Source organism: Alteromonas sp. R7, assembly GCF_055755235.1.
In genome coordinates this window covers 35,440-49,410 of record NZ_JBVTQX010000013.1, presented here as the reverse complement: position 1 = coordinate 49,410, position 13,971 = coordinate 35,440, and the positions used below count along the sequence as shown (strand labels likewise).

General features: G+C 45.8%; 13 protein-coding genes. 7 read left to right on the top strand and 6 right to left on the bottom strand.

Annotated elements, in window-relative coordinates; genetic code table 11:
• Positions 1 to 301: 301 nt before the first annotated feature.
• Positions 302 to 1,804 carry an NCS1 family nucleobase:cation symporter-1 gene (locus tag AC0J2X_RS17860; RefSeq protein WP_039231252.1) on the top strand — a complete coding sequence of 501 codons (1,503 nt, stop codon included), beginning with the start codon at positions 302 to 304 and terminating at the stop codon, positions 1,802 to 1,804.
• Between the two features lie 128 nt (positions 1,805 to 1,932).
• Here the strand turns inward: AC0J2X_RS17860 and AC0J2X_RS17855 are convergent, their stop codons facing one another.
• Positions 1,933 to 2,667, bottom strand: coding sequence for a helix-turn-helix domain-containing protein (locus AC0J2X_RS17855; protein WP_039231251.1), 735 nt, complete (start codon positions 2,665 to 2,667; stop codon positions 1,933 to 1,935).
• 131 nt (positions 2,668 to 2,798) lie between these two features.
• Between AC0J2X_RS17855 and AC0J2X_RS17850 the strand changes: the two genes are divergently transcribed.
• The 4 genes from AC0J2X_RS17850 (at position 2,799) to AC0J2X_RS17835 (ending at position 5,909) form a co-directional block, all read left to right on the top strand.
• The gene (locus AC0J2X_RS17850) at positions 2,799 to 3,209 is read left to right on the top strand and encodes a hypothetical protein (RefSeq protein WP_069944989.1); all 411 of its coding nucleotides are present in this window, start codon (positions 2,799 to 2,801) and stop codon (positions 3,207 to 3,209) included.
• 174 nt (positions 3,210 to 3,383) lie between these two features.
• Complete coding sequence (locus AC0J2X_RS17845; RefSeq protein ID WP_069944988.1) at positions 3,384 to 4,220, top strand: DUF2145 domain-containing protein; 837 nt, start codon at positions 3,384 to 3,386, stop codon at positions 4,218 to 4,220.
• Positions 4,204 to 4,674 (top strand): inner membrane protein YiaA, encoded by a 471-nt coding sequence (gene yiaA, locus AC0J2X_RS17840; RefSeq protein WP_069944987.1) that lies wholly within the window; start codon positions 4,204 to 4,206, stop codon positions 4,672 to 4,674. The genes AC0J2X_RS17845 and yiaA overlap by 17 nt, the downstream gene beginning before the upstream one ends.
• Before the next feature lie 173 nt (positions 4,675 to 4,847).
• Positions 4,848 to 5,909, top strand: a complete 1,062-nt coding sequence (locus AC0J2X_RS17835) for a hypothetical protein (protein ID WP_069944986.1) — start codon at positions 4,848 to 4,850, stop codon at positions 5,907 to 5,909.
• A 54-nt stretch (positions 5,910 to 5,963) separates the two neighbouring features.
• On the opposite strand, the gene AC0J2X_RS17830 is transcribed toward AC0J2X_RS17835, so the two are convergent.
• Positions 5,964 to 6,824, bottom strand: coding sequence for a hypothetical protein (locus AC0J2X_RS17830; RefSeq protein ID WP_240491614.1), 861 nt, complete (start codon positions 6,822 to 6,824; stop codon positions 5,964 to 5,966).
• 435 nt (positions 6,825 to 7,259) lie between these two features.
• Here AC0J2X_RS17830 and AC0J2X_RS17825 point away from each other — a divergent pair, with 435 nt between their 5' ends.
• On the top strand, positions 7,260 to 8,093 hold the full coding sequence (locus AC0J2X_RS17825) for a class II glutamine amidotransferase (RefSeq protein WP_069944984.1): 834 nt from the start codon (positions 7,260 to 7,262) through the stop codon (positions 8,091 to 8,093).
• Positions 8,094 to 8,330: 237 nt separating this feature from the next.
• Here the strand turns inward: AC0J2X_RS17825 and AC0J2X_RS17820 are convergent, their stop codons facing one another.
• Positions 8,331 to 9,395: a LysR family transcriptional regulator gene (locus AC0J2X_RS17820; RefSeq protein WP_472996261.1), complete on the bottom strand. Its 1,065-nt coding sequence runs from the start codon at positions 9,393 to 9,395 to the stop codon at positions 8,331 to 8,333.
• 167 nt (positions 9,396 to 9,562) lie between these two features.
• Here AC0J2X_RS17820 and AC0J2X_RS17815 point away from each other — a divergent pair, with 167 nt between their 5' ends.
• Positions 9,563 to 10,078: a lactoylglutathione lyase family protein gene (locus AC0J2X_RS17815; RefSeq protein ID WP_014950763.1), complete on the top strand. Its 516-nt coding sequence runs from the start codon at positions 9,563 to 9,565 to the stop codon at positions 10,076 to 10,078.
• 121 nt (positions 10,079 to 10,199) lie between these two features.
• Here AC0J2X_RS17815 and AC0J2X_RS17810 read toward each other — a convergent pair whose 3' ends face one another.
• Genes AC0J2X_RS17810 through AC0J2X_RS17800 form a run of 3 tightly spaced genes read right to left on the bottom strand, consistent with a single transcriptional unit; the run spans position 10,200 to position 13,954 of the window.
• Complete coding sequence (locus tag AC0J2X_RS17810; RefSeq protein WP_049588715.1) at positions 10,200 to 10,841, bottom strand: MBL fold metallo-hydrolase; 642 nt, start codon at positions 10,839 to 10,841, stop codon at positions 10,200 to 10,202.
• A gap of 3 nt (positions 10,842 to 10,844) precedes the next feature.
• Positions 10,845 to 12,257 carry an APC family permease gene (locus AC0J2X_RS17805; protein ID WP_472996260.1) on the bottom strand — a complete coding sequence of 471 codons (1,413 nt, stop codon included), beginning with the start codon at positions 12,255 to 12,257 and terminating at the stop codon, positions 10,845 to 10,847.
• On the bottom strand, positions 12,254 to 13,954 hold the full coding sequence (locus AC0J2X_RS17800) for an amidohydrolase (RefSeq protein WP_472996259.1): 1,701 nt from the start codon (positions 13,952 to 13,954) through the stop codon (positions 12,254 to 12,256). The genes AC0J2X_RS17805 and AC0J2X_RS17800 overlap by 4 nt, the downstream gene beginning before the upstream one ends.
• Between the last annotated feature and the right edge of the window lie 17 nt (positions 13,955 to 13,971).

The following is a 13,971-nucleotide window of genomic DNA, read 5'->3' as shown; positions in this document are numbered from 1 at the left end:
ACTTCTAAAAAGAAACGTGCGTAGCTAACCTAAATAACGACGTAGCAAAACGGTATTTAGGTTTTGCGTTAACAAAGCGCGCGAAGCGGCAGTATTTTTGCTTTTCTTTTTTGCTAGGGGCTGTTGACCTTTGTTGTTCACCAAAGATCAGCAGGCTCCAATAAAGGTTAGCAGCGAGCCTCTAATCTAATCGTTTCGCCGTTGAGAGTGCTGATGCATTTTTTAACCTACCGCTTTGCCGAGCATGACGCTGTGTAAAAAGAAGCAACAAGTAATAGCAAACCCAATAAGGAAATAGATCGTGGATAATACCAACAATCAAACCATGACAAAACCTTCCCATTACGATGGCGATTTATGGAATGAAGATTTAGCGCCAACCAACGCGGAAACTAGAACGTGGGTATGGAAAGACTATGCGGCATTGTGGGTTGCCATGGTGGTGTGTGTACCCACCTATCTTTTGTCAGCAGGTTTGGTTTCTGAAGGTATGAACTGGTACCAGGCAGTAATAACCGTGCTGTTGGGAAACATTATCGTGCTCGTACCCATGATGTTAATAGGCCATGCGGGTGCCAAATACGGCTTACCTTTTCCTGTTTTGTTACGTAGCGCATTTGGCACTAAAGGCGCGAAAATTCCTGCATTGGCTCGTGGACTTGTGGCATGCGGGTGGTTTGGAATTAACACATGGGTAGGCGGCAGTGCTATTTACGTTATTTTAAACAGCGTCAGCGGCGACGCATTTGTGGGGCAAGCGTTACCGTTTTTAGGTATCGATATCACTCAAACTCTGTGCTTTTTTGCCTTTTGGGCGATGCACTTAGTTTTTATTAAGCACGGCACCGAATCTATTCGTTGGCTTGAAACTTTTGCTGCACCATTTTTGATCTTAATGGGCTTAGCGCTTCTTGGTTGGGCATACGTTAATGCTGGTGGGTTTGGCGAAATGTTGTCAACGCCGTCTCAGTTTGTTGAAGGTGGAGCCAAAGAAGGGCAGTTTTGGACAGCCTTCTTCGCGGGCTTAACCTCCATGGTAGGCTTCTGGGCAACCATGGCTTTGAACATTCCCGATTTCACGCGTTTTGCAAAATCACAAAAAGACCAAATGTTAGGCCAAGCTATTGGCTTGCCATTACCCATGGCGCTATTTGCCTTTATCGGTGTAGCGGTAACGTCAGCAACGGTCACCATTTATGGTGAGGCCATATGGGACCCTGTTGCACTTGCCGGTCGAATGGGCGGCATGGGTGTAGTGCTGGCACTTGCTGCGTTAGCACTTGCCACGTTAACCACAAATTTAGCCGCTAACATGGTAGCCCCAGCTTATGGCTTTTCGAATATGGCGCCTTCGAAAATAAGCTTCAAAATGGGCGGCTATATAACCGCTGGTATCGGCGTCGCTATCTTCCCTTGGAAGCTTCTTGAAACCGCGGGTGGCTACTTATTTACGTGGCTTACGGGATATTCTGCGCTACTTGGCCCTATCGCGGGTATTCTAATTGCCGACTATTTTATCTTAAGAAAATCGACCTTAAACATAGATGCGCTATTTCAACACGCTGGCGAATATGGCGCGAACAACGGTTGGAACATGGCGGGTGTGACTGCGCTTGTTATAGGCATTTTACCCAATATCCCCGGTTTTCTTCACGCAGCTGGTTTTCTAGAAAGCGTGCCAGCCGTTTTCGATACGCTTTACGCCTACGCATGGTTTGTAGGGTTAATCATCGCCAGCATGGTTTATCTGCTGCTCTCCAACAGAGCACCCGTCACCATGCAGGCAAAAAGCGCCTCCCAATAATGGGGTCAGAGTACTTTTCTGAGCAGTAAACTAACGGGGTCAGAGTAATTTTCTGTGTAGTAGACTAATGGGGTCGGAGTACTTTTCTACGAAATGTACTCTGCCCCCCCAAATATACTTCGACAGGGTTATTTTCGCTTCATATTTTCAAAAAGCGAGGGTTCCCAAGGCCGCATCGCCATTAAAAGGCCAATGTGCTGGCGTTCTTCAATTGGTAGGGCATTATCTTCGCTGCTGAGTTTAGCTGCTTCTTGTCGCAGTTGTTCAAGACGGCGCTGAATAATGGAAATCGAGGTCTGAGAATAGCGGCCGCGTAAATAGAAACGAAACATCCATGGCTCGTTTTTCTTTGGATCCATAAACTTCACCATTACTTCCTGCTCCATAAATTTTTCTAGCGGGCCGCCAGGGATCCAGCGAAAGTTTTGCGCAATGAGTAGCTTGTAGCGGTTGTTCGGCAATAGCTCTATAAGCTTGAGTTTATCTAAGGTTGTCATTAGCTTAATGCCCTCTACCTCAGAAATATTGTAGTGCTTGATGATTTCCGAGAATCGCCAGCCATCACGCACACATACGGCTGCAAGCAGTAGCTTGGGATTGGCAAGTAACTCCATTTCTTGTTGCTCAGATAGCTGGGAAATTTTTTCCTGCTGCTTTTGCGACAGGCTAAAAAGGTCGCTTAATGACAAATTTAGACATTCACAAATCTGTTCCAGTTTATCGAGGCTGAAAGCCTGTAAAGAGAAATTTCGTTTTACGCTGGCCTCGCTTACGTTCAGTTTCTGTGCGATCTGTTTGTAGGTAAATCGCTGCTCTCGTAAACATTGTTTAAGCGTGTCGTAAACAAGGTTAATTTGGCTCATGGTATTAAATATTTATACTTGTGGTGTAATTTAATACTACATCAGCGATTGTGGTTTACGAAATTTATTCTTGGTTCTAGTGTAGAACATGTTCAGGCACATCTCGCCTTTACATACTAGGAGCAAGTGATATGAAAAATTCGCGTTCAACATTGATGTTAACTGCACTATTAGGTAGTGCGCTTCTTACCCATTCTGTAATGGCAGATGACTCTATCGACCACAGTGGCAAAGCCAGTAAACATAGCGCGCTTGCTGCATCTGAAGGCTTAGCAACGACGGCGTCAGTAGCGAGTGCCGTAGTCGCTGTTCCGGTGATACTAACCGGCAGTGCTGTAGTGGCAGGTAGCGCAGTTGCTGAAAGTGTGATTGACGAGAGTAGCCGCAGTATTCACGGAGCTAGTCATCATTTCTCCGTTGATAATAACCAGCCGTTAGTGATTACCGAAATAATCATTACTGCAGACCCTGCGCCAAACAAAGTCGTTGCGACCACTAACACAACAACGACTACGACAACTACTACCACAACTAAACGCTAACGGTTAATTAATTGCTCGAACTTTGAAGCGCGATTGGACGCTATAAAAGTGGCTATAGTTTGGTAAAACACTGCTACAGCGAAGCGTTGTGCATCTAGCGCTTCATAATAAATAGCGAGCGCTTTAGGTGGCTCTTATTCAGTGCAAGTCGAGAGAATTTAAGCAGGGAAGAGTATGAAAACATTTTTGTATTCAATAGCTGTGGCTTTGGTACTACTTACTGCCAACGCTAATCACGCTTTGGCAGGTAGTCAGCAGCACGGAAAACCTTCGTTTTCACCAGAAGCCATTGCCATTTTTTCTAAAGAAGTAGAAAAGTATGCGGCAAGCCAAGGAGCTCGTGCCTTCATTATTGCAAGGCGAGGCAGACCGATTGAAGACATGCCGGAGGGCATTCGCTTTACGCACACTGCTATTGCTATCTACTCAAGCATACAGCTAAATAATGGAGAGACAGCCAAAGGTTATGCAATCCATAATTTGTATCAAGATGCTGATGAACAAGACGAGAGTCATCTAGTTACCGATTATCCGGTAGATTTTTTCTGGAGTGCTTATGCGCTCGAAGCAGGCCTCATTATCCCATCGGTTGCCGTGCAGCAAGCGCTTATAAGTATGTACAGCGAAGATAGAGCAAAATTGTTGCATAACCCACGCTATTCAGTCGTTGCTAACCCATTCAACAGTGAACGACAAAACTGTACCGAGTACACCCTAGATGTGCTGAATGCTGCGGTGTACTCCACCACAGATATAGCCCAGCTAAAAGCTAATGCAAAGGCATATTTTACGCCGCAAAAAGTAAACATGAGCCGCGCCAAACTTGGCTTGGCGAGTATGTTCAGCGACGGCGTGACGCTGTCCGATCACGGTCGTAAGGTGGAAACAACTACATTTGGAAGCCTTGCTCGTTACATGCAGAAATACGATTTATCGGAAAAGGCAGTTATTTTTGCGAGCAACGGTGAGACAACTATTATCGAGGAATTTAACAATGCAGATTCAGAATAAACCAACGAAAGCATTTCGAATAGCATCACTGGCAGCCCTAATTGTGGGTGTAGGCGCTTATTTTATCGGCCTTTACAATGCCCCAATGGCGCTTAATGAAAAAGGTTATTACTTCACTATTATGTTATTTGGCTTGTTTTCTGTAGTGAGCTTACAAAAAACGGTACGCGATAAAATGGAAGGTGTGCCAGCGACCAAAGCATACTTCCTTGCATCAGCTGTAGCTACTGCATCAGCCATCATATTGTTGGTAATTGGCTTATTAAATGCTGAGTTTTTATTAAGTGAAAAAGGCTTCTTCGGCATGGCCTTCACTCTAAGCCTCTTTGCCGCTATTACGGTGCAGAAGAACGTACGCGATAGCCAAACTACCGACGAGTCACGCAACACAAAAAGCGATACTCAAAGCAGCGCTACTGAGCACGAAGACTCTCCCAAAGTGAAAGCCGCTTAAAAAATGGGGTCAGAGTACATTAAATTAATGGGGTCGGAATACATTTCTAAGTAACGTACTCTGACCCCATTAGTTTTACGATTTACGCTTTTGGTTTCAGCGCATTTTCAGTATGGTAGGTGTAACGCTGGTTCGGCATTCAGCCAGCTTGTTTAACGCATCAGGGATGAATTATGCGCAAACCCGTTAAATACCGGATAGCTTTTCTAATAGTTGCTGCTGCCTGCTTTTATGTGGGCACATTATTTTTACCTGAAACCCTTCCTGAAATAACCTTCTCCTTTGAAAGTATTTGGGCTAGCGCACATTGGCGAAATACCTTGCTTGTTACGTTGGCATATTTTGTCTTTTTGCCTGTACTTTACTATTTCTGGATCATTCAAATTGGCAATCAGGCTCTGTGGAAATTATTGTTAGTTCTTTCTTTAAGTAGTTTGGTCGCACGCTATAACTATCCAGAGCAGTTAGCCTATTACTTTGAATTCATTACCTATCTTAAATATCCGATTATTGCCGTATTGATGGTGATAGAAATTCTCCTTCTGGTAACGATAGTTAAAGCGTTGTGGGGAGCTCGAAAGCTCTCTGGCGATCCGCGAATTCATATGCTGGAACAATATGAAGGCGATAACATTTATGAAAAAGGGTCAAAAGAAGCAAAGAAGTTAGAGTTGGCACTTATGTTTGCTCATGAGCCCGCCAGTTGGTACTACGCCATTCCTCGTTTTAGTAGAAACCATGTTCCCGCCATAGCCAATCTGCATTTATGGTCCGCACAGTGGTGGCATGTGTCACTGGTTTGCGTAGCGCTTGTAGTTGCGACGTATGCAAGTTATCTCGCCATAGCACTTTGGAGTGAAACGGTTGCCATTGTGGTGGCAACCTTGGTTTTTTACCTCATAGTGATGTTTATTGCTAACTACAGAGTCAGCAAGCATTACTCTGTTTACCTTATAAAAGATAAGCTTATGGTGAATAATTCGTGGTGGGGAATGACTGTTATTCCACTTTCCAATATTAAACAAGTAGAAACAGGCAGTTGGACGGCTGCTTCAACAAAAGAACAGTTCCATTTCGGTAGAGGCAACGCAAACGTTAAACTTACTTTTGTTTCAGAACAAAAGTATTACTCTGGTTTAGCGACTTTTATTGAGCCGATGGACACACTTTATCTCAGTGTCGACGACCCGTCAGCATTACATGGGATTTGTCAGCCCCAACAACACGCCGAATAAATGGGGTCAGAGTACATTACTAAAAAAGTACTCTGACCCCATAATTTCGTATTGCTAGTCGGTTTCGGCTTGCCATTCAGCTAATTGCTTAGCGATTTGTGCTGAGACTCGTTCGTCAACTATTGCGGCGCGTCGACTCATCTCGTGGTGCCACTGGCTGTCTCGTTTAATATGTGAAGGCACTGGCGCATGTCGGTCCAAAGGGCCTGGGTAATAGTATGCGTCAGCAACGTCTGAAAGCTTTTGATTCGTGCCGTCTGCAAATCGTGCTGAAACGCTGGATAAAGGGGAGTTCAATTCACTCTTTTCGTTAAGCAAAACAAGCGTAGGAGTAGAAATATCAGGTATTGTCGATGTGGAAAAGTGGGTCCATACTGTCGCAATATTTAGGTCCTTAAGCTTAGAAGTAAAGGGCACAAACTCATTGATTACTTCCCCGCGCTTTAACGACACCGGCTGCTTTAATGTATGCATTGCGCCAAACAGAAGAATCGCTTTATCGTTTTGTTCAGCTACCTGCTTCACAGTTTTCTCATAGTTCACAATGCGTGTTTCGGTGAGAGACTGCCATTGCTCTTTGCTCAATCCTTCCCATTTAAACTCTGGTTCGGCTAGAGCTATGCGAACTTTATGGTTTGACGATGCATTGAGTAATCTAAGTGTCTGCACAAAATGGCGGTAATGCTTACATTGCCACGCCATAAAATAAATACTGTCCTGCCACAAAGGCTCTAACTCTTGCAGTGAAACCTTTGTATTGGGGTTAAGCAGATAATCATCCAACTCAGCTTGGTAATGGCTATTACCAAACTCAGTCACAATAACGTCGACACTCTCAAAGATATCACGATCAGACAGAGCGTTGATTAAGAGCTCGGTCGGTGCCGCGGAGCCGTGTATATCACCAATTGCCACGATTTGGTGTTCGTTTAATAAATGCTTAAAGGTTTGATTTACCTCGTAGTTCCCAGTATTAGCGATATGAGTTGAAGGCGAAACCTCGTTAGCAAAAGAAGTGTAAGGTAATAACACCGAACACATAACAATGACGAAGTGCGAATAAATCGAGAAAGAGTGGTAGCGCATCATATATATGAAAGAATAGTTTGTTCGTAATTGATTATCATTATTATTTATCGCAAATGAAAGGGGAGATAAACATAAAACGGACGTTTTTACGCAATTCAATTAAAATAAAGTGGTATGAAGGTCATTGGCTTTAAAAAGGTGAATGAGTTGTAAAGTCTGTTGCCTCTCCTTTATTACGGACCAATGTCGAATTGATTCGGCTCGAGTGCTTGCGTATTCTCGACATACTTAATGAAATAACTGCTATAGGTGACAAACGTTGTGTGTGAACTTTTAGGCATGAGTGCGAACACTCCTACTGACCTATGTTTTAGTTTTACCGGGCTGACTCGCCGCGGTGGTGAAACAGGGCCGCATAAAGACGGCTGGGGCGTTGCTTTTTATGAAGGGAAGGGTGTGCGTATGTTTCACGATCCCGAGCCTTGCGCCACATCACCCATCGCAGACTTTGTTTCGAAGTTGCCCATAAAAAGCAAGAATGCGATTTGCCATATTCGTCAGGCTAATGTGGGTAACATTAACTTAGCTAACACGCACCCCTTTACTCGCGAACTGTGGGGGCGATACTGGGTGTTTGCGCACAACGGACAACTCCCTAATTTCTCGCGCCGTACGGGTGTTTACGAAGCAGTTGGGGATACCGATAGCGAAGAGCTTTTCTGCGATATTATGAATAACGTTAGGCAAAACCTCCCTCGAGACGCTATGCCTGAGCAGTTAGCTGAAACGTTAGTTTCACTTGCAAAGGAGTATGCTCAGCAAGGTGTATTTAATTGCTTACTGAGTAACGGCGACTGGCTCTTTACCTTCTGTAGTACAAAGTTAGCTAGCATTACCCGCAGAGCGCCTTTCGGCCCCGCTTGTTTAAGTGATGTAGAGGTGGAAATTGATTTTGCAGCTGAAACCACGCCAAAAGATGTAGTGAGCATTATTGCTACTGAACCGCTAACAAACGATGAACAGTGGGATATCTACGAACGGGGTGAGTGGAAGCTATGGCAGGAAGGCGAAGTCATAGCCTCGGGTAAAGTGGATGTCCCTGAACACAAAAAAGAAGCTGAAATGGTTGCACCAGATCCATCGCTTCACGACTAATCACGAATTATGGGGTCAGAGTAACTTTAATTGCCCCGCTCTCAAAAAGCTCGGCGCTGAGTTAGTAACCCAGCGTAATAATGTACTCTGACCCCATAACTCGAACTATGGGGTCAGAGTAACTTTAATAGCCTCGCTATCAAAAAGCCCGGCGCTTAGTTGGTAACTAAGCGTAATAATGTACTCTGACCCCAATACTCAGGTTCGCTAGCTTAATAAAGTACTCTGACCCCATTTTTAACCCAATGCTTGGGTGATGGTTTGTTTAACTGCTTGGTAGCGGGCGGGTAGGGCGCTGTGGGGTGTTTGAACACTGTATAGGGGCTCGGTTACTTCATTTTTGGCTTTGTAGACGGTAAGTTTGTCGGCAAAAGACACAAAGTCTAGTGTGCTGGTGGGCAGCACGGTGTAACCCAACCCTTCGCTTACCGGCAGTAGAATTTGCGAAAGTTGGTTGATGTAGCCGGTATGAGTCAGCTTATTTGGATTAACGTTAGCTAACTCAGCTTCTCCGCAATCGTTAAAATAGCGCTGCAAGTAGTGCATGGCATCAGGGTGATTAATAAGCCCTAGATGCTTGATGACGGCTTCTATTGTTCTACCATCATCAGTTTTACTCTTTGCTTTTCCAGATACGCTTGCTACCTTTGCTACCGAACCCGAACCCGAACCCGAACCCGAACCCGAACCCGAACCCGAACCCGAACCCGAACCCGAACCCGAACCCGAAATAAAACCCTGCGCGTTTTCAGATAACCCAGGAACCTGCGCAGCAAGCGCGTCAGGTAGGCTTCGCGGTAGAATAAGCCCCAATGCTTCTTCGCCTAAATACTCACTATGTATATCTTCACTCTCTGGCTGGTTTGTCACAATGCCAAGCTCCAGTGTATTGTTCGCAATGCCTGACAAAATAGTACGACGAGGTGCGACTTCCACGTGAATATTAAGCGCGCTATGCTGTTTTTGCAGTGCCAGTAAGGCTGGGTAAATACGCTGAGCAATCGCACCCGAGCAGGCTACTACGCACTTACCTTCAAAAGGGGCGTCAAACTTTAAGCTGGCAATAAAATCTTGCTCTTTTTCCTGCTGCTCCTTGGCATAGTGGTACACACGCTGGCCCTGTTCAGTTAGCTGAATCCCCTTGCCTAAACGGATGACTAGTTCACACTGACATGCCTCTTCCAGTTTCTTAAGGTGCTGACTTACGCCCGGCTGCGTCATAAACCGTTGCTCTGCGGTGCGCGTAAAGTTCCCCGTTTCTACTAACGTGATGAAGGTGTCTAGCCAAGTAGGATTTATCATTCGGGTATAATTTAAATTTATTAAATTTAGAAAATATCATAATTTCATGTTTCATCTTTGTCTAGCTACTATGTATGCACATTCACTTAAGCGGTGTTCGAGTTGGCCTTCTTGACGAGGCGGCCGCTTAAGCCATTTCGATAACTTGCACTAAATAGGAGTAAGTGATGACTGAAGCAGTAAAAACACCATATCCACGTACGTTTTCTCATATTGGAATTTCAGTACCTGACTTAGAAGCTGCCGTGAAATTTTATACCGAAGTACTTGGCTGGTACCTCATCATGAAGCCAACCGAGATTGTTGAAGATGACTCGGCGATTGGCGAAATGTGTACCGATGTATTTGGTCCAGGTTGGGGAAAATTCCGCATTGCGCATCTATCAACAGGGGATCGTGTCGGCGTTGAAATTTTTGAGTTCAGCAACCAAGAGAACCCAGAAAACAACTTTGAATATTGGAAAACCGGTATCTTCCATTTCTGTGTTCAAGACCCAGATGTAGAAGGCTTGGCTGAGAAGATTGTCGCTGCTGGTGGTAAAAAGCGAATGAAGGCGCCGCGTTATTACTATCCGGGTGAAAAGCCTTACCGCATGATTTACATGGAAGACCCGTTTGGCAACATCCTTGAAATTTATAGCCACAGCTATGAGTTGCATTATGCAAGCGGCGCTTACGAATAAGCATTGTTTGTAAGGTCTGTTAATTATCGCTTCATGCTTGTATGTAGCGGGCGTTAATTAACAGGAAGGCGAGGGCGTTAATAGCAATTAAACGTACCTCGCCTTTTTATTTTTAATTAGGCTAACCGAACCTGCCAGACACATAAGGATTCGTGGCCTTTTCGGTTGCAACCGTAGTGGTTGGCCCATGACCCGGGTAAATCGTCATATTATCCGGCAGCACCATAATTTTCTGTTTAATCGAGTCGATTAATTGCTGATGATTACCTTGTGGGAAATCAGTTCTGCCAATAGAGCCTGCGAAAATGACATCACCCACAATAACGCGATTACTTGAGCGTTCTACCAGCACCACATGTCCAGGTGTATGACCCGGGCAATGCAGCACTTCTAGCGTTAAATTGCCCACTGAAATGGTATCGTTGTCGTTTAACCACTCGTTGGGAGCAAAAGGCTGGGCGGGTGGAAAGCCAAACATCTGGCTTTGCTGCATAAGTGCATCTAGCCAGAATTTATCGCCAATATGCGGCCCAACAATAGGTACACCGTAATGTTCAGCAATGGCGACAGTGCCGCCCACATGATCTAAGTGCCCATGAGTGAGTATAATTTTCTCTATACTCACGCCTTTATTCGATGCAGCTTCAATCAACTTTTCAACGTCGCCGCCTGGGTCGACAAACGCGCCTTTGTTAGTGGATGAATCCCAAATTAATGAACAGTTTTGGGCAAAGGGCGTAACGGGTATAACTTGAATTTCCACGGTTTAACCTTTTGATTCTTTGTTGCTTGGAGCGAAATAAAAAAAATAAAGCAGTGCGCCAACCACTAATTCACCCAGTAAAAATAGCCACGCGTTGGTTGACGACTGTGCAATAGACCATGCGCAAACCGCTAGTGCGACAAAGGGTATCAAACGTCTTATCAGCTTTACAGAGCTTGCGGGTGTGGCTGTTGCATCCTCAGGATAAGCACCTTTCTCAGACGTAATCGGCTGCAAGCTGCTTTGTGACGAAGCGCTCTGTAAGGAAGCCCTCTGCAAAGACGCCCGCTGCGCTTTTATTAATACTGCTACACATACGGCATAAACCACAAGCCGAGCAAGTACACTGGAAATAGCTAACCACACAAAGCTGCCGCTAAGCGCCATAGCACCGGCGAATAGCCCTAGTACTAGTATGGAAAAATAGGGGGTAGCAAAGGCGGTGTGGACTCTACCCAGGACGCTGCCTAGCTTACCTGGAATAAGTGACTGCTGCGCCATAGAGAACGTTAGCCGAGACGTAGATATCATATTCGCTAACAAGTTACCGGCAACCGACACCACGGCGGTTAGCGTCATTATAAGCGCCCCAGTTTCGCCAAATATCATATTGGCGAGTGCAATAAGTGGTGCGCTATCCGGCTTTGCAGGCCCTACAGTGTGCCAATAAAGCCACTGCACGCAAAAGTAAAATATGGCGATACCTGAAACTGTAAGCATTAAAGCCCGAGGTATGGTCTTTTTGGGTGAACTGGTCTCGCCGCTCGTGACCACTACCGTTTCAAAACCAATAAAAGCGTAAAGCGTAAGTAGGGCACCGGCAGAAATGGTGTCAAATGCAGGTACAACGGTTTCCGAAGAACGTACTAGCGCAGTAGAAAAATCGAGCTGCCAGTAGCCAATCGCGATGAGCGCCACGAAAGGCAGCAGTTTTAGCACCGAGATAGTATCAAGTGAACGCATGGCGGCCTTAAGGCCGACAATATTCACTACGATTAGTGCTGTGGTAAGCGCGATAATAGCGAATGATTTGCCTATTCCCGCATTTAGTTCGGGCCACACATAGCCGGCGTATAGCAATAACACGTGCATGTTGGCTGCAATCGCGGTTGCGCGAGCTAAATAGTAAATAAAGCCAGTTTGAAACGCCGCTGCGTCGCCGAAGCCTTTCTGGGCGTACACCACAGGTCCGCCGGTTTCTTGGTACAGCGCCGCTAGCTGCCCAAAACACCACACAATGGCCAGCATTAGCGCGCCAAAAATCAAAAAGATGTAAGGGCTGAAAGCGCCGAGCTCAGCGGCCATTTTAGCGGGCAGAGCAAAAATGCCCGCCCCAATAAGGCCATTTAACACCAAAAGGGCAGCGCCAATGCCGCCAATCCCTTTGGTTAACAGGCTTTTGTTTTCGCTACTCATTTAGAAAAAACTTCTTCTCCAGCCACATAAGTTGCGTGTACTTCGGTTTTCCAAATGTCTTTGGCATCAATGGTAAAAATATCTTGGTCGACGAAGATAAAGTCTGCCCATTTTCCTGGCGTCAGTGTGCCCAAGGTATCTTCCATGTGCCCTGCGTAGGCAGCATCTAAAGTAAATCCTTTAAAGGCTTGTTCAATGGTTAACGCTTCGTGGGCATACCAACCTTTTACGGGTTGATTGTTTCTGTCTTGTCGCGTAACAGCAGCGTGAAGCCCGTAAAATGGGTTAGCAAGCTCAACAGGGAAATCAGAGCCTAAGGGCAGGGCAATGCCCGAATCGAGTAGCGTTTTCCACGCGTAAGCGCCTTTCATACGATCTTTGCCAAGGCGATCTTCCGCCATGTTCTTATCGCTGGTGGCGTGAGTAGGCTGCATGGAAGGTAACACCTTCAGCGAAGCAAAGCGGGCTAGGTCGTCAGGCGCAATCACCTGTGCATGCTCAATGCGGTTGCGCAGTTCGCTGCCGCCAATACTCTTAAACGTGGTTTCAAATTCGTTCAGTGCAACATGGTTAGCCTTATCACCAATGGCATGGTAGTTAAGCTGGAAGCCCGCACCAATTACCGTAGTAAACAGTTGGGTCATATCTTCTGGTTGAGTTAACAGCAAACCATGTTGATGCGGTGCATCTGAATAAGGTTCAAGCAATGCTGCGCCTCGGCTACCAAGTGCGCCATCGCCATAGGCTTTTACCGAACGAATATATAAAAAGTCGTCTTTGTCGCGAATAGTACCATTGCCCAGCATGGTGCTGAGGTCAGGGTCTGTCGCACTCACCATGGCATAAATACGCACGGGCAGGTCACCTTCTACCGCTTCTTTTAAATAGAAATCGTAAACGTCTCTGCCTACGCCAGCATCGTGCATTGACGTAACGCCATTTGCTAGTAAGTGCTCACCTGCTGCATGTAATTGTTGCTCGAAAATAGCGCTGCTAGCTTTGGGCAGATGCGCTTCAATCAATTGCGATGCATTATCAATAAAAACACCGGTAGGATTACCGTCGGCGTCTTTAATGATTTCGCCCCCTGCAGGCGATGGGGTGTTTTTAGTTATACCCGCAATTTCCATCGCTTTACTGTTCACCCAGGTAGCGTGGCTGTCTACGCGAGCTAGTGCCACAGGTCGGTCAGAAATGACTTTATCTAGATCAGCCGCTGTTGGAAACGCTCTGTCAGACCACAATTCCTGGTTCCAGCCCCGCCCGGTAATCCAAGCTTGTTGTCCATTTGCAAATGCGTATTCGGCAACTGTCTTGGCCGCGTCTTGTGCACTGCTACTTTCTCGCAAATCGACTTCCAACAAGTTTGCGCCTAAGCCTAGTAAATGCCCGTGAGCGTCGATAAGCCCGGGTAGCATAACTTTGCCTTTGCCATCAATGGTGCTGTCGACAGGCGTGTTGCCTTTGTCGATATCTAATGCAACCACTTTGCCTTCATCAATGACAAGGTTTTTAAACGTAATGAGTTTGCCACTTTCATTTAACGTATAGCCTTTTACGTTCTCAACAAGCGTTGCAGCATCCACCGTAAGCGTGGTGGTCATAGCGCCTAACGTTGCCGCTGTTGCAAACGTTGCGGTTAGCAATTTTGAAAGCGAGTGCTTTTTAAATGTCAGTGCCGACAATGTAGAGTTCATAGTGAGTTTCTGCCTTT